Origin of the sequence: Micrococcus sp. KRD026 (assembly GCF_017168445.1) — a bacterium.
Lineage (GTDB): Bacteria > Actinomycetota > Actinomycetes > Actinomycetales > Micrococcaceae > Micrococcus > Micrococcus luteus.
Map to the genome: position 1 here is coordinate 1 of NZ_JABFBA010000030.1, position 18,108 is coordinate 18,108.

Here is an 18,108-nt window from a genome sequence, read left to right on the forward strand (position 1 = left end):
GGTCGTCGGCAGCGTCAGATGGGAATAAGAGAAAGCGGCCCCGCCCGTCCGCGCGGTGCGGGCCCGCGGCGTCTGCCGGCCGGTGCGGTGCGCGGTCTTGCCGAGCGAGAGCAGGCCGCGGACGGGGGCGAACGTGTCGTTGCCGACCCGGCCGTCCCACACCAGGCCCCACAGCGCGCCCAGCACCGCGGGGCCGCGGGACAGGTCGGCCGGGTCGCGGTGCGGGTCGGGGCCGCCCGCCCCGCCTGCGCCACCCGCGTCGCCGTCGTCGCCCGCCGCCTGCGCCGCCCGCACCCGCTCCACGAGCTGGGGGAAGAACCAGGCCCCGCCGCCGGCGAGCACCTCGAGCACGGCCGCGCGCAGGGCGGCGTCGGCCGGTGTCTCCTCCGCGGGCTCGGGCAGGCGCAGCGTGAGGTCCACGGCGTCGGCGGGGTGCAGGGCCACCCAGCCGTCGTTGCCGGTGGCCTCCCCGACGCCCGACCACACGTATTCGCCCGTGGCCAGCAGCTCGTCGAGCAGGGCGGGGGCGTAGTCCCGCACGCGGGCGGGCAGCACGAGGGACTCCCACGCGCTCGCGGGCAGGGGGGTGCCGGCCAGCTGGTCCAGGACGGTGGCCACCCCGTCCACGCCCTCGAGCGTGGCCGGCGGCCGCCAGGCCCCGTCGCGCCCCGTCCGCGGCCGCAGGTGCTGCCAGTCGGCGAGGAACCGGGCGTACGCGGCCTGGTCCACCGGCTCGACCTCGGCGCGCAGCGCGGCGAGGGAGCGCATGCGGATCCGCCGCAGCACCTCGGCGTCGCACCACTCGGCGTCCAGGCCGGCGGCCCCGGGGGTGCCCTCCGGCCGGAACGCGCCCGTGCTCACGCGGCGCTCGGTGGCCAGACGCTGCAGCACCGAGAGCACGACGGCGCCGCCCAGTCCCAGCGCGGCCCCCGCCTCGGCGGCGGTGAAGGGGCCGTGGGTGCGGGCGTAGCGGCCCACGAGGTCCCCGAGCGGGTCGTCGACCGGGTCGAGGAATGCGGTGGGCACTCCGTGCGGGATCGGCGTGCCGAGCGCGTCCCGCAGGCGGGCGGCGTCCTCGACGGCGGCGAACCGCTCGACCCCGTCCTGGCGCAGGCGGAACGCGCGGCCGGCGCGCTCGAGCTCCGCCAGCATCCCGGCGACGGCGGCCTCGTCCGCGGCCTCCTCCGTCTCCCCTTCGGCCCGTGTGCGCCGCGCGGCCTCGGCCACGGACAGCGGCCCCAGCAGGCGCAGCAGGTCCGCCACGCCCTCGGCCCCGCGGGCGCGCCGGTCGGGTGCGAGCCGCTGCAGCTGGGCCTCGACCTCCGCGATGACCCCGGCGTCGAGCAGCTCGCGCAGCTCCTCCGTGCCCAGCAGCTCGGACAGCAGCGCCGGGTCGAGGGAGAGCGCGGCGGCGCGGCGCTCGGCCAGCGGGGAGTCGCCCTCGTAGATGAACTGGGCGATGTAGCCGAACAGGATGGACTGGCTGAACGGCGAGGGCGCCGTCGTCGTGACCTCCACGAGCCGGACGGCCCGCGAGGACACCCGCCCCGCGAGCTCCTTGAGCGCAGGGAGGTCGTAGACGTCCTGGAGCACCTCGCGCACGGTCTCCAGGATCACGGGGAACCGCGGGTGCTTCCGCGCCACGTCCAGCAGCTGCGCGGACCGCTGCCGCTGCTGCCACAGGGGGGTCCGCCGCCCGGGGTCACGGCGCGGCAGCAGCAGGGACCGGGCCGCGTTCTCCCGGAACCGGGCGGCGAACAGCGCGGACCCGCCGACCTCCGCCGTGACGATCTCGTCCAGCTCCTCGGCCGTGAACTCGAACAGCTCCGCGCCCGGCGGCTCCGCGTCCATCAGGGGGATGCGCAGCACGATCCCGTCGTCGGCCGCCATCGCCGCGCCCGAGCCGGTCTCCAGCCCGTACCGCTGCGCCAGCCGCGCCCCCACCGCGAGCGCCCACGGGGCGTGCACCGCCATGCCGTAGGGGGAGTGCAGCACCACGCGCCAGTCGCCGAGCTCGTCCGTGAACCGCTCCACCACGAGCGTCTGCTCGGTGGGCAGCACCCCGGTGGCCTCGCGCTGGTCCTTCAGGTAGGCCAGCAGGTTGTCCTGCGCCCACGGGTCCAGGCCCGCGGCGGCCAGGCGGGTGCGGCCGGCCTCGGGGTCCGCGTCCAGCTCGCGGCGGAAGCGCCCGACGGCGTCGCCCAGCTCCGCCGGCCGGCCCGCGGCGTCGCCCCGCCAGAACGGGAGCTTGCCGGGCTGCCCGTAGGCGGGCAGCACCAGGACGCGGTCCGCGGTGATGTCCACGATGCGCCAGCTCGTGGCGCCCAGCAGGATGACGTCCCCCACGCGGGACTCGTAGACCATCTCCTCGTCGAGCTCGCCGACCCGGCGCCCGCCGGAGCGGGCCGAGCCCGCGGACGCGGAGCCCGCCGACTCGGCCGTGTCCCCGGCCGCCGCGCCGCCGGGGGTGCCGTCCGCGCCGCCGTCGGAGGCCAGGAACACCCCGAACAGGCCGCGGTCCGGGATGGTGCCGCCCGAGGTGACCGCGAGGCGCTGGGCGCCGGGGCGGGCGGCGAGCGTGCCGTTCTCCCGGTCCCACAGGATGCGCGGGCGCAGCTCGGCGAACTCGTCCGAGGGGTAGCGGCCGGCCAGCAGGTCGAGCACGGACTCGTAGGCGGAGAACGGCAGCGTGGCGAACGGCGCGGACCGGCGCACGAGGTCGAACCACTCCTGCGCGTCCAGGTCCGCGACGGCGACGGCGGCCACGGTGTGCTGGGCGAGGATGTCCAGCGGGTTGGCGGGGATCCGCAGCGACTCGATGCGCCCGGCCGTCATGCGCTCGGCCACGACGGCGGTGTCCACGAGGTCGCCCCGGTGCTTGGGGAAGAACACGCCGCGGGAGACCTCACCCACCTGGTGGCCGGCGCGGCCCACGCGCTGCAGACCGGAGGCCACCGAGGGCGGCGACTCGACCTGGATCACCTGGTCCACCGCGCCCATGTCGATGCCCAGCTCGAGCGAGCTCGTGGCCACGACGCAGCGGATCTGGCCGGTCTTCAGGGCGTCCTCCACGATGGCGCGCTGCTCCTTGGACACGGAGCCGTGGTGGGCGCGGGCGAAGTCGGAGACGGTGCCCGATCCGGTGCCGGTCTGCCCGGCCACCTGGGCGGGTCCGTGGAAGCCGGTCGGGTCCGGTGTGCGGAAGCCGGGGACGGCGTCCGGGTGCTCGGCCGCGGCGGCCGCCTCGGCGCGGGCCTCCCAGATCTCGTTGAGCCGGCCGGTGAGGCGCTCGGCCAGGCGGCGCGAGTTGGCGAACACGAGCGTGGAGCGCCGCTCGGCCACCAGGTCCACGATCCGCTCCTCGACGTGCGGCCAGATGGACCCGCCCGTCACCGCGCCCTCGTCGCCGAGCCCGCCCGTCGAGGAGCCGGGCCTCAGGTCGTGGGCCACGGCGGGGGAGGAGAGGTCCGTCAGGTCCGGCACCGGCACCGTGACCGTCAGGTCCCAGCGCTTGGCCGAGGCGGGCCGCACCACCGTCACCGGCTGCGTGCCGCCGAGGAACCGGGCCACCTCGGCGGCCGGCTCGACCGTGGCGGACAGGCCGATCCGCTGCACGGGCGTGTCCAGCAGGGCGTCCAGGCGCTCGAGGGAGACGGCCAGGTGGGCGCCGCGCTTGGTCCCGGCCACGGCGTGCACCTCGTCCACGATCACCGTGCGGACCCCGGCCAGCGCCGCTCGGGCCTGCGAGGTGAGCATGAGGTACAGCGACTCGGGCGTGGTGATGAGGATGTCCGGCGGATCCTGCTGCAGGCGCCGCCGCTCGGCCGCCGGGGTGTCCCCGGAGCGCACGCCCACCCGCACGCGCGGCACGGGCCTGCCCTGGTGCGCGGCGGTCTGCGTGATGCCCACCAGCGGGGCCCGCAGGTTCCGCTCCACATCCACGCCGAGCGCCTTCAGCGGCGAGACGTAGAGGACGCGGGTGGCCGCCGTCCCCTCGGCGGCGGGCTCGCGCACGAACGAGTCGAGCGCCCAGAGGAAGGAGGAGAGGGTCTTGCCCGAGCCGGTCGGCGCGATCACCAGGGCGTGCCGCCCGGAGGAGATCGCGTCCCACGCGCCGAGCTGGGCCGGCGTCGGGGCCTCGAACGCGCCCGTGAACCAGGCGCGCGTGGGTTCGGTGAACCGGCCCAGGACGACGTCGGCCGCGGGAGTGGCCGTGCCCGCTGCGGTCTCCGCGGGCCCGCTCATGCGTGGTGGTACGGTCGGCCGGCGGAGATCTCCTGGGCTCGGTAGACCTGCTCCGCCAGGATCAGCCGGACGAGCTGGTGCGGGAAGACGAGCGGGGACAGGGACCAGACGCGGTCCGCGCGGGCGTGGACCCGGGCGTCCACCCCGTACGCGCCTCCGATGACCATCGTCACCGGGGCGCCGACGTCGAACCGGCCCTGCAGGTGCCGCGCCAGGCCCGGCGAGTCGAACGCCGTCCCCCGCTCGTCCAGCAGGATCAGGTGCTCGTCCGCGCCGACCGCGCCCAGGATCCGGTCCGACTCCTCCGTGCGCGCCGCCTCCTCCTGCCGCGCGGAGTGCGGCAGCAGACGCCACGAGAGGTCGTAGGGCTTCTTGAGACGCCGCTCGTAGCGGTCGATCCCGTCGACGACCCACGCCTCATGCTTCTTGCCGATGGCCAGCACCCGAACAGACATGGCCCCATGATCGCACCGGCCGCGGACACGGTACGGGGGTCGGCCCCCGCCGCTCGGCTACGCTCGCCGGGGCGGGGTGCCTGGCTCCGCACCGGAAGGGGGCCCATGACGTCGACCGCACGGTCCCCGCGGGTGTCCCGCCGCGCCGCGCTCGGCCTCGGGGTCGGCGCCCTCGCGGTGGGTGGGGTGGCCGTCGTCACCGACCTGGCCGGCGCGCCCGCCGGGCCGCTGGGCGCCAACGCGCCGGCCCTGTACGGCATGCGCAGCTCCACCGGGCACACGTACGCGGCCCTGCCCGGGCGCGCCGGACGCATCGACGTGTACCGGCCGCCGGGCCAGGGCCCGTTCCCGGTCCTCGTGTGGAACGCGGGCTCCGGCTGGCGCAGCGATCGCGGCTACAGCGACGGTGTCGACGTCGCCCGCGGCCTGGTCCCGCACGGCTACGCCGTCGCCGCGTTCTCGGTGCGCAGCTCCAAGCAGGGCACGTTCCCCGCCCAGGTGGAGGACGCGACGGCGGCGGTCCGCTGGGTGCGGCGCAACGCCCCGGGCCTGCAGCTGGACGCGGGGCGGGTGGCCGTGGCCGGCTCGTCGTCGGGCGGTTGGAACGCCCTCATGGCCGGCCTCACGGGCGGACAGGACCTGGACCGGGAGCAGGTGACGCCGCCCGGCCGGGAGGTGCCCGACGGCGGCCACGCGATCCCGGAGGAGGACCGCGTCCAGGCGATCGTGGACTTCTTCGGCCCCACGGACTTCCTGACGATGAACCGCCAGATGCTCCCGGGCGCGTGTGCGGACTACAACCGCGCGAACCGGCTCGCGCACTGCCACCTCGACGACCGCAGCACCAAGTCGGACATGCTGGGGGTGCCCGTCCTGGCCTCGGGCGGCCTGACCCGGCTGGCCTCCCCGATCACGCACGTGCGCCCGGACTCGCCGCCCCTGCTGGTCGTCCACGGGCGCAAGGACGTCACGGTCCCGTGGGGACAGAGCCTCGAGCTGTACCGGGCCGCCGAGGCCGCCGGACTGCGCACCGCGTTCTACTCGGTGGCCGAGGGCGGCCACGACCTGGGCATGATGACCGCGAAGACCCGCAGCGCGGAGGTGCTCCGCACCGGTGTGCCGGCCAGCGCCGTGCACGCCTCCATCTCGTGGTCCGCGGTGGCCTCGTTCCTGGACGCGGTCCTGCCGCGCTGAGGCGGCGGCCGGACCCGCCCCGGCATGGGAAAGCCCGGGAGCACGAGGCTCCCGGGCTGCACATCTGGCGGTGACGGTGGGATTTGAACCCACGGTACGGGGTTACCGTACACAGCATTTCGAGTGCTGCACCTTCGGCCGCTCGGACACGTCACCAGACCAGGACACCCTACCCGAGCCGCGGCGGCGCACCCAAACCGGCCGCCCGCCGTCGTCGGGCGCGGGCGCGTTCAGTCGCGCTGTGCCGCGAAGAACTCCCGCAGCAGCGCCGCGCTCTCCTCGGAACGGACGCCGGCGCGGACCTGCACCCGGTGGTTGAAGCGGGGGTCGCGGACCACATCCAGCACCGAGCCGCACGCGCCCGCCTTCGGGTCCCACGCCCCGAACACGACGCGCGGGATGCGGGCCAGCAGCAGCGCGCCGGCGCACATGGGGCAGGGCTCGAGGGTCACCACGAGGGTGCAGTCCGTCAGGCGCCAGCCGTCGCCCGCCCCGGCGGCGGCCCGCAGCTCCGCCCCGCGACGCAGCGCGAGGACCTCGGCGTGGGCGGTGGGGTCGTGGTGCTGCTCGCGCTCGTTCCCGGCGACGGCCAGGACGGTCCCGTCGCCGGCCACGAGTGCGGCGCCGATCGGCACGTCGCCGGCCGCCCCGGCCGCGCGGGCGGCCCGGAGGGCCAGGCCCATCCACGCGTGCTCCTGCTCGGCCGTGGGCGCGGGGGAGGGGACGGGGGCGGACACGCGGCCAGCCTAGCTGTTGTGGGTCATGAGGTTCTTGACATGGGTACCGGGCTGAGATGAGACGAGTGGGCCTCTCCCGCAGGATGGAAGTTCCTACACCACCGACCTGCCAGAAGAGACCCGCTCATGACTCACGCTAACGCACCCCTGACTCCCACCGGCCGTCTCAGGATGGTCCACCGCCACCTGCACGACGGGATCCCGCAGGCGCACGTGGCCGCCGAGTTCCGGGTGAGCCGGCCCACGGTGGCCACTTGGGTCGCCCGCTACCGCGCCCAGGGAGAAGCCGGCCTTCAGGACCTGCCCAGCCGGCCGCACCGTTCACCTGCCCAGCTCGATCCCGAGGTGGTGGCTCAGATCCAGACCCTGCGTCGCAGGGAGAAGTGGTCGGCCCGCCGGATCCATCACCACCTCGTCTCCGAGGGCCACCGGGTGTGTCTTCGTACCGTGGGACGGTGGCTGCACCGGGCCGGGCTCTCCCGGTTACGGGACCTGACCCCGGCCGGGGAAGACCTGCGCCAACGACCCCAGAAGATCACCGCGAGAGGGCCGGGGCACATGGTGCACCTGGACGTGAAGAAGATCGGGAAGATCCCAGACGGGGGCGGCTGGCGTGCTCACGGACGTGAAAGTGAAGCAGGCCGTGCTTCCAAGCGTGGTGCAGGCCGGCGGGTCGGGTACACCTATCTGCACTCGGCGATCGACGGGTTCACCCGCCTGGCGTACACCGAGGCGTTGGAGGACGAGCGGGCGGCCACGACCGTGAGCTTCTACTGCCGGGCGAGGGCGTTCTTCGCCGCCCACGGCATCACCGTGGACCGGGTGATCACGGACAACGGAAACAACTACCGGGCTGCGGACTTCACCGCCAAGGTGGTCTCGCTCGGGGGCCGGCACCACCGGATCCGCCCCTACACCCCGCGCCATAACGGGAAGGTGGAGAGGTACAACCGGCTGATGGTCGATGAGGTCCTCTACGCCCGCCCGTATACCTCAGAGACAGCTCGGCGTGAGGCGCTGGCCGTGTGGGTGAACCACTACAACTACCATCGGCCTCATACCTCCTGCGGGAACGCCCCGCCGGCCTCGTTGGCACCGGCCCGAGTCAACAACGTCATGCCCTCCTACACCTAGCGGCGGTGTCGGCGCCCCCGCGGGCGCGGGGACGGGCGGAGGTGCGCGCGTGGACGGTACCGTGGGCGCCATGCGCGTCCACATCGTCGACCACCCGCTCGTGGCCCACAAGCTCAGCGTCCTGCGGGACAAGAAGACCCCGTCCATGATCTTCCGGCAGCTCACGGAGGAGCTCGTGATGCTGCTCGCCTACGAGGCGACGCGCGACGTGGCCATGGAGGAGGTGCGGATCGAGACCCCGGTGACCGAGACCACCGGGTTCCGGTTGGCCCGCCCGCGTCCGCTGGTCGTGCCGATCCTGCGCGCGGGGCTGGGGATGCTGGAGGGGATGACCAAGATGGCGCCGTCCGCCGAGGTCGGGTTCCTCGGCATGGCCCGCAATGAGGAGACGCTGGACATCGTCACCTACGCGGAGCGGCTGCCGGCCGACCTGGCCGGGCGTCACGTGTTCGTCCTGGACCCCATGCTGGCCACGGGAGGCACGCTGATCGAGGCCATCCGCTTCCTCTACCAGCGCGGCGCGGCGCGGGTCACGTGCCTCTGCCTGCTCGGCGCGCCCGAGGGCATCGAGCGGCTGGAGGCCTCGCTGGGCGACGTCGAGGTGGACCTGTACCTGGCCGCCGTCGACGAGCGCCTGGACGAGCGGTCCTACATCGTCCCCGGCCTCGGCGACGCCGGCGACCGGCTCTACGGTCTGGCGGAATGACCTGATCGGACCTCCGCGTCCGCCACGAGACGACCACGGCCCCCGCCCCACCCGGCGGGGGCCGTGGTCGTCTCACGGGAGCGTCTCCGGCGGGGACGTCAAGCGGGGCCGCCAATGTGTCGTCCATCTAGTGGACGTCACGACCCGCTGTGACCCGTCATCATGGCGTCACATGGAAAACCTGGCAGTCTCCTGCATAAATATTCCGCATACTCATTGGTCCTGCGGCGCGCTCCCACCTGTTGAACAATGAGAGAGTCACGCGGGCGAGCCGAGCGACGGCGCGACGCTATTCCGATCCGCGAATAGTGATGTTGAGCACATTCAGGACTCTTCTTCTCAAATAATGAGACAAAAGTGCGAACGTTACTTGCCAGTCCCCTCGGTGAAGTCACATTCTTGTCATGTGACGCCTCGTCCGCCGCACCGACCGAGCGGTGGAGGGGCCATGAGCCGAAAGAGGAGTGGTGGCCATGGGTCAGTCCGCCGGATACGTGCACATCTCCGTCCGCAACGCGCAGCGCCGGGCCGACGGCATGTCCCGCCGAGGCCAGGCCCGCGCAGGCCTGCGCCTGGCCGGTGGCACCGACGCCCCCGACTCCCAGACGGCGCCGACGCCGGTCCTGGCGCCGAACGGCATCCCGGGTCCCCAGGCGGTGGCCCGGGAGAACGAGGCCCGTGGGTTCGTCATCTACGTGGGCATGGACGAGCTGGCCGCCTCGGCCGCCGGCACCTCCCTCACGCGGCTGGCCAATGAGTTGCGCCACTACGTGGAGTCCCTCGTCCCCGGGGCGGAGTCGCACGCCGCCGTCGCCCTGGCCCCCGCCGGCGCGGAGGGCCGCGACATCGAGGTCGTGCGCCAGGTGCTCGGCGACCCGACCGTGCAGGGCGGCACCCGTCCCGACCTGGCGCAGGCGCCGGCCCCCGTGTCCACGCGCCAGCCCGGTGTGCTGATCGATCTGTCCCGGCGCGAGGTGCAGCTGGACGGTGAGTCGCTGAACCTCACCTTCAAGGAGTTCGAGCTCCTGAACTACCTCGTGGAGAACGGCGAGCGCACCGTCGGCCGCGAGGAGCTGCTCGACGCCCTGTGGCGCAACGCCGACGAGGTGCCCAACGAGCGCACCATCGACGTGCACATCCGCCGCCTGCGCGCCAAGCTCGGCCGCCTCGCGAACACCGTGCGCACCGTGCGCGGCCAGGGCTACCGCTTCTACCGCCACCCCGAGGTGGTCGTGTGGGCGGCGCCGGAGTACAGCATCTGACCCGCGCCCGCCCGTGTCCGACGACGGCCCCCGCTCACCCGAGCGGGGGCCGTCGCCGTAGCCTGGCCGCATGAGCACCGCCGACGCGAAGACCCTGATCGTCCTCCGGCACGCCAAGGCCGGCTGGCCCGACGCGGCCGACGACCACGCCCGCCCGCTCGCCGAGCGAGGCCACGCCCAGGCGCCCACCGCCGGTGACTGGCTCCGCGAGCACGACCTCGTCCCGGACGCCGTCGTGTGCTCCGATGCGCTGCGCACCCGTCAGACGTGCGTGTGGGTGTGCGAGCGCCTGGGCGAGCTGGCACCCACGCCCTACCTGGACCCGCGGCTCTACGGCGCCGACGCGGCGCGGGCCCTGGCCGTCGTCAACGAGACGGAGGAGACCACGCGACGGCTGCTGGTGGTGGGCCACATGCCGTGGGTGCAGGAGCTGGGCATGCGGCTGATGAGCCTGGACTCGGACCAGGACGCGGCGTTGCGCATGAGCGAGCACTACCCCACGCTCGGGATGCAGGTGTTCCGGGTGGAGAAGCCGTGGGCCGAGCTCGACGGCCGCGACGCCGCCCTGACGCACTTCGTGGTTCCGGGGCGCTGACCTCCGCGGCGGCGCGCGTGGGGGCGTGGCAGAGGAGCGCGCCGACACGACGAAGGCCCCGCTCCAGCAGGAGCGGGGCCTTCCGATCGTGCGCCCAAAGGGATTCGAACCCCTGACCTTCTGTTCCGTAGACAGACGCTCTATCCAGCTGAGCTATGGGCGCATCATCCGATCCGCCGGAGCGGCTCGAACTCGTAGAACACTACAGGACCTCTCCGGCGAAGTGCAAATCGACGGTCTGCGGTGGTCTGAGTCGGGGGTGTGGCGGGGGCGCGGCCATGATAGCCGGGCTCGGGTACCATGGCAGGACCGTGCGGCCACAACGATGTGGTGCGCGCTTCGGCGGTGCACGCATCGGAGTGGACGGGACGGAACGGCCCCGGACCCCAATGGGAGGACTCTCCACCATGGCTGACAACGCCACCACCTCGTTCGCGGATCGCGCCCTGGCGGACGCGCCCACGGACTACGCCCAGCTGCGCGAGTGGGTCGCTCAGATTGCAGAGCTGACGCAGCCGGACTCCGTCCAGTGGGTCGACGGCTCCGAGGAGGAGCGCGACCGCCTCGCGGACGAGCTCGTGGCGGCGGGCACCCTGACCCGCCTGGCCGAGGACAAGTTCCCCAACTCCTTCGCCGCGTTCTCCGATCCCGCCGACGTCGCCCGCGTGGAGGACCGCACCTTCATCTGCTCCGAGAAGGAGGAGGACGCCGGCTTCACCAACAACTGGATGGACCCGGCGAAGATGCACGGCATCCTCGACGACGCGTTCACCGGCGCCATGCGCGGCCGCACCATGTACGTGATCCCGTTCGTGATGGGCCACCTCGACGCCGAGGACCCGAAGTACGGCGTGGAGATCACCGACTCCGCCTACGTGGTCCTGTCGATGCGCATCATGGCCCGCATCGGCCAGGACGTGCTGGACAAGATGTCCCGCGAGCAGGCCTTCTACGTGCCGGCCGTGCACTCCGTGGGCGCCCCGCTGGAGCCGGGCGAGCAGGACGTGCCGTGGCCGTGCAACGAGACCAAGTGGATCGTGCACTTCCCCGAGGAGCGCTCCATCTGGTCCTTCGGCTCCGGCTACGGCGGCAATGCCCTGCTCGGCAAGAAGTGCTACGCGCTGCGCATCGCCTCCGTGATGGCCCGGGACGAGGCCTGGCTCGCCGAGCACATGCTGATCCTCAAGCTGACCAACCCCGAGGGCCGGTCCTACCACATCACCGGTGCCTTCCCGTCGGCCTGCGGCAAGACCAACCTCGCCCTCATCGACCCCACGATCGAGGGCTGGAAGGCCGAGACCCTGGGCGACGACATCACCTGGATCCGCGCCGGCAAGGACGGCGAGTTCCGCGTGATCAACCCGGAGACCGGCTACTTCGGCGTCGCCCCCGGCACCGGCTGGTCCACCAACCCGAACGCCATGCGCGCGATCTCCAAGGGCAACTCCATCTTCACCAACGTCGCCCTCACCGACGACGGCGGCGTGTGGTGGGAGGGCATGACGGACGAGGTCCCCGAGCACCTCACCGACTGGCGCGGCAACGACTGGACGCCCGAGTCCGGCACCCCGGCCGCCCACCCGAACTCCCGGTTCTGCACGCCCATCGAGCAGACGGACATGCTGGCCGACGAGTACCGCGACCCGCGGGGTGTGAAGCTGGACGCCATCCTGTTCGGCGGCCGCCGCAAGACCACCGTGCCGCTGGTGACCGAGGCCTTCGACTGGGAGGACGGCATCCTCAAGGGCGCCACCCTCTCCTCGGAGACCACCGCGGCCGCCGCCGGCGCCGTCGGCGTGGTGCGCCGCGACCCGATGGCCATGCTGCCGTTCCTCGGCTACGACGCCGGCGACTACCTGGCCCACTGGGTCAGGGAGTCCGGCAAGGCCGACCCGGAGAAGCTGCCGCGCATCTACCTGGTCAACTGGTTCCGCCGCAACCGCGACGGCGGCTTCGCCTGGCCCGGCTTCGGCGAGAACTCGCGCGTCCTGAAGTGGGTCGTGGAGCGCCTCGAGGGCAAGGCCGAGGCCGAGGAGACCCCGATCGGTCTCGTTCCGGCCGCGGGCTCGCTCGACCTGTCCGGCATCGAGGTGTCGGCCGAGGACCTCGAGGACGCCCTCAAGGTCGACGCCGCGGAGTGGGCCGAGGAGAACGAGCTCATCGAGCAGTGGCTCGGCCGGTTCGGCGAGTCGCTGCCCGCCGTCGTGCGTGAGCGCTTCGAGGCGCAGAAGGCCCGGTTCGCCCAGGCCTGACCGGCCCGGCCGACCACGACGGCCCCCCACCTCCGCGCTGAGGTGGGGGGCCGTCGTCGCGCCCGGGGTGACGCCGGGGTGGGTGAGCCGCCTCCCACTGCCGCCGGATTTCCCGCGCTCTTGCTCTGACGTGGACGTCCTCTCAGAGTCTCGTTCGGTTTCCTCCCAGGAAACGAGGCGTATAAATGTGCCCGTGCGTGGGCCGTTCCGACCCCGCCGGGCACACCTCATGAAGGAGCACACATGCATCTGCAGCCCAAGGACCTCGAGAAGCTCCTGGTGGTGGTGGCCGCCGACCTGGCGCGCCGTCGCCAGCAGCGCGGCCTCAAGCTGAACCATCCGGAGGCGATCGCGATCATCACCTATGAGCTGATGGAGGGCGCGCGCGACGGCCGCAGCGTCGCCGACCTCATGAGCTGGGGCAGCACCATCCTCACCGTCGACGACGTCCAGGAGGGCGTGGCCGACATGATCTCGATGGTCCAGGTCGAGGCGACCTTCCCCGACGGCACCAAGCTCGTCACCGTCCACGACCCCATCCGCTGAACCGGACCCAGGAGGAGACCATGAAGCCCGGAGAGTACGTCCTCGCCGACGCCCCCGTCGTCTGCAACCCCGGCCGTGAGGCTGTCGAGCTGTCCGTCACCAACCGGGGCGACCGCCCCGTGCAGGTCGGCTCGCACTTCCACTTCGCCGAGGCCAACCGCGCCCTCGACTTCGACCGTCAGGCCGCCCTCGGCTGCCGCCTGGACATCCCGGCCGGCACCGCCGTGCGGCTCGAGCCCGGCGACGAGACCACCGTCAAGCTCATCCCCCTCGGCGGCGACCGCGTCGTCTACGGCTTCCGGGACATGGTCGACGGTTCGCTCGACCCCCACGAGGCAGCCGGCCTCCACGCCGCGCCCGCCGCTCCCGCCACCCCGGCCCGTCACGAGTCCGCCGCGGGCGACGCCCCGTCGCCGCTGAAGGAACGCGCCGGCTTCGACAACGAGACCCGCTGAGTCCGCAGAGAGGACACACCATGAGCTTCGAGATCAGCCGAGAGCAGTATGCGAGCCTCTACGGACCCACCACCGGCGACGCGATCCGCCTGGCGGACACCGAGCTGTTCGCCGTCGTCGAGGAGGACCTGACCACGCCCGGCGAGGAGGCCGTCTTCGGCGGCGGCAAGGTCATCCGCGACGGGATGGGCCAGAACAGCCAGCTCGTCCGCGACGTCGGCGTCCCCGACCTGGTGATCACCAACGTCGTGGTCATCGACTGGACCGGCATCTACAAGGCCGACATCGCCGTGCGCGACGCGCACATCGTGGCCATCGGCAAGGCCGGCAACCCACACACCATGGACGGCGTAGACATCGTGATCGGGGTGGCCACCGACGTCATCTCCGGCGAGGGCAAGATCCTCACCGCCGGCGGCATCGATACCCACGTGCACTTCATCAGCCCGGACCAGATCGAGACCGCGCTCTCCTCCGGTCTGACCACCATGATCGGCGGCGGCACCGGTCCCTCCGAGTCGTCGAAGGCCACCACCATCACCCCCGGCGAGTGGAACATCCACACCATGCTCCGCTCGTTCGAGCACTGGCCCATGAACTTCGGCCTGCTCGGCAAGGGCCACGGCTCCTCCATCTCCCCGATGGCCGAGCAGATCCGTGCCGGCGCCATCGGCCTGAAGGTCCACGAGGACTGGGGCGCCACGCCGTCGTCCATCAACACCGCCCTGCAGGTGGCGGACGAGTACGACGTCCAGGTGGCCATCCACACGGACACCCTCAACGAGTCCGGCTTCGTGGAGGACACCCGCGCCGCGATCGACGGCCGCGTGATCCACACGTTCCACACCGAGGGCGCCGGCGGCGGCCACGCCCCGGACATCATCGAGCTGGCGCAGTATCCGAACATCCTGCCCGCCTCCACCAACCCGACCCTGCCGTACACGACGAACACGGTCGAGGAGCATGTGGACATGCTCATGGTGGCGCATCACCTGAACGCGGACCTGCCGGAGGACGTGGCCTTCGCTGACTCCCGCATCCGCCAGGAGACCATCGCGGCCGAGGACGTCCTGCAGGACATGGGCATCTTCTCCATGACCTCCTCCGACTCCCAGGCGATGGGCCGCGTCGGCGAGGTGCTGATCCGCACGTGGCAGGTCGCGGACTCCATGAAGCGTCAGCGCGGCCCGCTGCCCGAGGACGAGGGCACCGCGGGGGACAACCACCGCATCAAGCGCTACGTGTCGAAGTACACCATCAACCCCGCCATCGCCCACGGCATCGCCGATTCGGTCGGCTCCGTGGAGGTCGGCAAGTTCGCCGACCTCGTGCTGTGGGAGCCGCAGTTCTTCGGGGTGAAGCCGGACCTGGTCATCAAGGGCGGGCAGATGGCCTACGGGGTCGTGGGCGACCCCAACGGCTCCATCCCGACGCCACAGCCCCGCTGGTACCGCAGGTCATTCGGCGCGTACGGCCAGGCCGTGCACACCTCTGCCATCACCTTCATGTCCGAGGCGTCCATCCGGGCCGGCGTGCCGCGCGCCCTGGGGCTGCAGAAGACCATCCGCGCCGTGCACGGCATCCGCGACCTCACCAAGGCGGACATGCGCCACAACGGCGAGACGCCCCGCCTCGAGGTGGACCCGGAGACGTACGAGGTCTGCGTGGACGGGGAGCCCGTCACGTGCGAGCCGCAGGACGTCCTGCCCATGGCCCAGCGCTACTTCCTGTTCTGAGAGAGGGGACCGCATGATCGTCACCGAGATCCTCGGCAACGTCCACGACGACGCCGGCGCCACCCTGGTGGGCGACCGCCACCGGGAGCAGGTGCACCTCGAGGGCTCCGCCCTCGTCAAGCGCATCCAGCGGCTGCGCACCGACCACGGCAATGAGTACGGGCTGCGTCTGCCCGCCGGGTCCCCGGACCTGCGGGACGGCGACATCCTGACCGTCGACGACGAGGGCGAGCGCGGCAACGCCGTGATCGTGCGCGTGCTGTCCACGGACGTGCTGGTGATCTCGGCGCGATCGCTGCGCGAGATGGCGTTCGTGGCGCACAGCCTGGGCAACCGGCACCTGCCGGCCCAGTTCTTCGACGCGGACGGGCCCTTCGGCCGGGACGCGATGGTGGTGCAGTACGACCACACCGTCGAGGACTTCCTGCGCGCCCACGACGTGCCCCACGAGCGGCAGGAACGCGTCATGGACGTGCCCTTCCGCCATGCCGAGCACACCCACTGACATGGCCGGGACCACCTCCACGGCGGCGCCGGGCGTCCCGTCCGGCGTCGCCCTCCTGGGGATGCTGCAGCTGACGGACTCCGCGCTGCCCACGGGCGCCTTCAGCCACTCCCTGGGCCTGGAGACCTACATGAGCGACGGCCGGGTCGAGGGCGAGGAGGACTTCGCCGCCTGGCTGGAGATGTTCGTGGAGCAGCAGCTCACGTTCACGGACGCGCTGGCGGTCCGCCTGGTCTACGCGGCGGAGAATTTCGACGCCGTCGCGGACCTGGACGAGCTCGTCACCGCGCAGGCGCTCCCCGCCCAGATCCGCGAGGCGGGGCGCACGATGGGGCGGCGACTGCTGCGCATCGGCGCCCCCGCCTACCCGGGGGACTGGGTCCGCCGCTACCACGAGGGGGTCGAGGCGGGCACGCTCGACGCCCACCAGGCCCTCGTCTGGGGCGTCATCGCCCGGGAGATCGGGGTGCCCGTCGAGGAGGCGGTGGCCGCGCACCTGCACGCCTCCGTCATGTCGCTGACGCAGAACGCCGTCCGCGGCATCCCGCTGGGCCAGGACGCGGGCCAGCGGGTCGTCCGCCGGGCCCAGGAGTGGGTCCTGCGGGCCGTCGAGGTCTCCCGTGACCTCGACCCCGACGACCTCGGGGCCATCGCCCCGGGGCTGGAGATCGCCCAGATGCGGCACGAGCGGCAGCGCGCCCGCATGTTCATGAGCTGAGCGGCCCGCGCACCACACCGGGCCGGCCGTACCCCGCGCGGGGCCGGCCCGGCACCACCGACACACACAGAAGGAGAACACCATGGATCCCGTGATCATCGGCATCGGAGGCCCCGTGGGGGCCGGCAAGACCCAGCTCGTGGAGCGCCTCACCCGCGCGATGAGCGAGGAGATCTCGATGGCCGCCATCACCAACGACATCTACACGATCGAGGACGCCAAGATCCTCTCCCGCACCTCGGTGCTCCCGGAGGAGCGGATCGTGGGCATCGAGACGGGCGGCTGCCCCCACACCGCCATCCGCGAGGACACCTCCATGAACGAGGCGGCCATCGAGCAGCTCAAGGCCCGTTTCCCGGACCTTCAGGTGATCTTCGTGGAGTCCGGCGGCGACAACCTCTCGGCGACCTTCAGCCCGGAGCTCGTCGACTTCTCGATCTACATCATCGACGTCGCCCAGGGTGAGAAGATCCCGCGCAAGGCCGGCCAGGGCATGATCAAGTCGGACCTGTTCATCGTCAACAAGACGGACCTGGCCCCGTACGTGGGCGCCGACCTGTCCGTCATGGAGTCCGACTCGAAGGTGTTCCGCAAGGACCGCCCGTTCGCCTTCACGAACCTCAAGACCGACGAGGGCCTGGACGTCGTCATGGACTGGATCCGCAACGACGTGCTGATGGCAGACCTTGGCTGAGGGCCTCACCGGCGAGCTGCGCCTGCGCGTCGCCGTCCGCGGCGGCCGCTCCGTGGCCGCCCGGCAGTTCCACCAGGGGGCGCTGCGCGTGCTGCGCCCCCATTACCTGGACCGGTCCGGGCAGGTCTCCTACACCGTGATCAACCCCGGCGGCGCCTACTTCGGCGCCGACCGGTACGGGATCGAGGTCGACGTCGAGGAGGATGCCTCCCTGCTGCTGACCACGCAGTCCGCCACGAAGGTCTACCGCACCCCGCAGGGCCCCGCCCGGCAGGACATGACCCTGCGGCTGGGACCCGGTGCCGTCCTCGAGTACGTGCCCGACCAGCTGATCGTGTACCGGGGCGGGTCCTATCTGCAGGACACCCGCGTGGTGATGGACCCCTCCGCCTCTGTGCTGCTGGCCGAGGTGATCACCCCCGGGTGGTCGCCCACCGCCGAGCCGTTCCGCTACGACCGGCTCGGCATGCGCACGGAGGTGACCGTCGATCCCGGCGGGGACCCCCGCCGGCTCGTCGTGGACCAGCTCCGGCTCCACCCCGCGGAGGGCCAGGGCCTGACCGGGATGGGCATGCTCGAGGGCCACTCCCACACCGGGCAGCTGCTGGTCGCTGACCGTCGGCTGGACGCGGACCTCGTCGCCGAGCTCACGGAGGTCGTCGACGCCTCGGACACGGTCTCCGGCATCACCCGGGCGGGCACGGGCCGCGCCCACGGGGTGGACTGCGTGGGCGTGCGCTCCCTCGCCGCCTCCACCGGCCGCATCACCGCCCTGCACCACGCGCTCGCGGACCTGCTCCGTGCCCGCTGGCGGGACCAGTCCCCGCTCGCCCTGCGCAAGTACTGACCCACCCCATCCGTGCCCGCCGAGGAG

The 18,108-nt window shown here is 72.6% G+C and carries 15 protein-coding genes and 2 tRNA genes; 13 read left to right on the forward strand and 4 right to left on the reverse strand.

Translation table 11 applies throughout. The features are described from left to right. Positions 1–4,241: 4,241 nt before the first annotated feature. Positions 4,242–4,700, reverse strand: coding sequence for a 23S rRNA (pseudouridine(1915)-N(3))-methyltransferase RlmH (locus J1M40_RS10710; protein ID WP_181161581.1), 459 nt, complete (start codon positions 4,698–4,700; stop codon positions 4,242–4,244). Positions 4,701–4,805: 105 nt separating this feature from the next. On the opposite strand from J1M40_RS10710, the gene J1M40_RS10715 reads away from it, so the two are divergent. After that, positions 4,806–5,894: an alpha/beta hydrolase gene (locus tag J1M40_RS10715; RefSeq protein ID WP_144819949.1), complete on the forward strand. Its 1,089-nt coding sequence runs from the start codon at positions 4,806–4,808 to the stop codon at positions 5,892–5,894. A gap of 65 nt (positions 5,895–5,959) precedes the next feature. Here the strand turns inward: J1M40_RS10715 and J1M40_RS10720 are convergent. Both J1M40_RS10720 and tadA read right to left on the reverse strand, forming a co-directional pair. Beyond that, positions 5,960–6,050: transfer RNA gene (locus J1M40_RS10720), tRNA-Ser, on the reverse strand. Positions 6,051–6,124: 74 nt separating this feature from the next. Continuing rightward, entirely contained in the window at positions 6,125–6,631 is a 507-nt protein-coding gene (gene tadA / locus J1M40_RS10725) for a tRNA adenosine(34) deaminase TadA (RefSeq protein ID WP_206450784.1), read from the reverse strand. Positions 6,632–6,757: 126 nt separating this feature from the next. Here tadA and J1M40_RS10730 point away from each other — a divergent pair, with 126 nt between their 5' ends. The 4 genes from J1M40_RS10730 (at position 6,758) to J1M40_RS10745 (ending at position 10,328) form a co-directional block, all read left to right on the forward strand. Next, complete coding sequence (locus J1M40_RS10730; protein ID WP_206450785.1) at positions 6,758–7,765, forward strand: IS481 family transposase; 1,008 nt, start codon at positions 6,758–6,760, stop codon at positions 7,763–7,765. Between the two features lie 70 nt (positions 7,766–7,835). Beyond that, positions 7,836–8,471: a uracil phosphoribosyltransferase gene (upp, locus tag J1M40_RS10735; RefSeq protein WP_206450786.1), complete on the forward strand. Its 636-nt coding sequence runs from the start codon at positions 7,836–7,838 to the stop codon at positions 8,469–8,471. Between the two features lie 473 nt (positions 8,472–8,944). After that, a complete protein-coding gene (locus J1M40_RS10740) occupies positions 8,945–9,733 on the forward strand; it encodes a winged helix-turn-helix domain-containing protein (RefSeq protein WP_036316068.1) in 789 nt (262 codons plus the stop codon). Between the two features lie 70 nt (positions 9,734–9,803). Continuing rightward, the gene (locus J1M40_RS10745) at positions 9,804–10,328 is read left to right on the forward strand and encodes a histidine phosphatase family protein (RefSeq protein WP_095353556.1); all 525 of its coding nucleotides are present in this window, start codon (positions 9,804–9,806) and stop codon (positions 10,326–10,328) included. A gap of 89 nt (positions 10,329–10,417) precedes the next feature. Here J1M40_RS10745 and J1M40_RS10750 read toward each other — a convergent pair. Further along, positions 10,418–10,491: transfer RNA gene (locus J1M40_RS10750), tRNA-Arg, on the reverse strand. A gap of 244 nt (positions 10,492–10,735) precedes the next feature. Between J1M40_RS10750 and J1M40_RS10755 the strand changes: the two genes are divergently transcribed. The 8 genes from J1M40_RS10755 to J1M40_RS10790 all read left to right on the forward strand — a co-directional run bounded on the left by J1M40_RS10755 (position 10,736) and on the right by J1M40_RS10790 (position 18,081). Next, complete coding sequence (locus J1M40_RS10755; RefSeq protein WP_049147908.1) at positions 10,736–12,580, forward strand: phosphoenolpyruvate carboxykinase (GTP); 1,845 nt, start codon at positions 10,736–10,738, stop codon at positions 12,578–12,580. A 243-nt stretch (positions 12,581–12,823) separates the two neighbouring features. After that, positions 12,824–13,126: an urease subunit gamma gene (locus J1M40_RS10760; protein ID WP_002854142.1), complete on the forward strand. Its 303-nt coding sequence runs from the start codon at positions 12,824–12,826 to the stop codon at positions 13,124–13,126. A 20-nt stretch (positions 13,127–13,146) separates the two neighbouring features. Continuing rightward, positions 13,147–13,581, forward strand: a complete 435-nt coding sequence (locus J1M40_RS10765; RefSeq protein ID WP_098093639.1) for an urease subunit beta — start codon at positions 13,147–13,149, stop codon at positions 13,579–13,581. A gap of 20 nt (positions 13,582–13,601) precedes the next feature. After that, positions 13,602–15,317 (forward strand): urease subunit alpha, encoded by a 1,716-nt coding sequence (ureC, locus tag J1M40_RS10770; protein ID WP_100056464.1) that lies wholly within the window; start codon positions 13,602–13,604, stop codon positions 15,315–15,317. Positions 15,318–15,330: 13 nt separating this feature from the next. Next, the gene (ureE, locus tag J1M40_RS10775; RefSeq protein WP_100056465.1) at positions 15,331–15,822 is read left to right on the forward strand and encodes an urease accessory protein UreE; all 492 of its coding nucleotides are present in this window, start codon (positions 15,331–15,333) and stop codon (positions 15,820–15,822) included. 1 nt (position 15,823) lies between these two features. After that, entirely contained in the window at positions 15,824–16,540 is a 717-nt protein-coding gene (locus tag J1M40_RS10780) for an urease accessory protein UreF (RefSeq protein ID WP_100056466.1), read from the forward strand. Between the two features lie 82 nt (positions 16,541–16,622). Beyond that, positions 16,623–17,234: an urease accessory protein UreG gene (gene ureG / locus J1M40_RS10785; protein ID WP_002854154.1), complete on the forward strand. Its 612-nt coding sequence runs from the start codon at positions 16,623–16,625 to the stop codon at positions 17,232–17,234. Beyond that, on the forward strand, positions 17,227–18,081 hold the full coding sequence (locus tag J1M40_RS10790; protein WP_206450787.1) for an urease accessory protein UreD: 855 nt from the start codon (positions 17,227–17,229) through the stop codon (positions 18,079–18,081). The genes ureG and J1M40_RS10790 overlap by 8 nt, the downstream gene beginning before the upstream one ends. Positions 18,082–18,108 lie beyond the last annotated feature (27 nt).

What these genes read in the sequence shown, in the direction of transcription:
- J1M40_RS10710 (WP_181161581.1), bottom strand. Translation starts at nt 4,700, where the DNA reads ATGTCTGTTCGGGTGCTGGCCATCGGCAAGAAGCATGAGGCGTGGGTC.
- J1M40_RS10715 (WP_144819949.1), top strand. Translation starts at nt 4,806, where the DNA reads ATGACGTCGACCGCACGGTCCCCGCGGGTGTCCCGCCGCGCCGCGCTC.
- J1M40_RS10730 (WP_206450785.1), top strand. Translation starts at nt 6,758, where the DNA reads ATGACTCACGCTAACGCACCCCTGACTCCCACCGGCCGTCTCAGGATG.
- upp (WP_206450786.1), top strand. Translation starts at nt 7,836, where the DNA reads ATGCGCGTCCACATCGTCGACCACCCGCTCGTGGCCCACAAGCTCAGC.
- J1M40_RS10740 (WP_036316068.1), top strand. Translation starts at nt 8,945, where the DNA reads ATGGGTCAGTCCGCCGGATACGTGCACATCTCCGTCCGCAACGCGCAG.
- J1M40_RS10745 (WP_095353556.1), top strand. Translation starts at nt 9,804, where the DNA reads ATGAGCACCGCCGACGCGAAGACCCTGATCGTCCTCCGGCACGCCAAG.
- J1M40_RS10755 (WP_049147908.1), top strand. Translation starts at nt 10,736, where the DNA reads ATGGCTGACAACGCCACCACCTCGTTCGCGGATCGCGCCCTGGCGGAC.
- J1M40_RS10760 (WP_002854142.1), top strand. Translation starts at nt 12,824, where the DNA reads ATGCATCTGCAGCCCAAGGACCTCGAGAAGCTCCTGGTGGTGGTGGCC.
- J1M40_RS10765 (WP_098093639.1), top strand. Translation starts at nt 13,147, where the DNA reads ATGAAGCCCGGAGAGTACGTCCTCGCCGACGCCCCCGTCGTCTGCAAC.
- ureC (WP_100056464.1), top strand. Translation starts at nt 13,602, where the DNA reads ATGAGCTTCGAGATCAGCCGAGAGCAGTATGCGAGCCTCTACGGACCC.
- ureE (WP_100056465.1), top strand. Translation starts at nt 15,331, where the DNA reads ATGATCGTCACCGAGATCCTCGGCAACGTCCACGACGACGCCGGCGCC.
- J1M40_RS10780 (WP_100056466.1), top strand. Translation starts at nt 15,824, where the DNA reads ATGGCCGGGACCACCTCCACGGCGGCGCCGGGCGTCCCGTCCGGCGTC.
- ureG (WP_002854154.1), top strand. Translation starts at nt 16,623, where the DNA reads ATGGATCCCGTGATCATCGGCATCGGAGGCCCCGTGGGGGCCGGCAAG.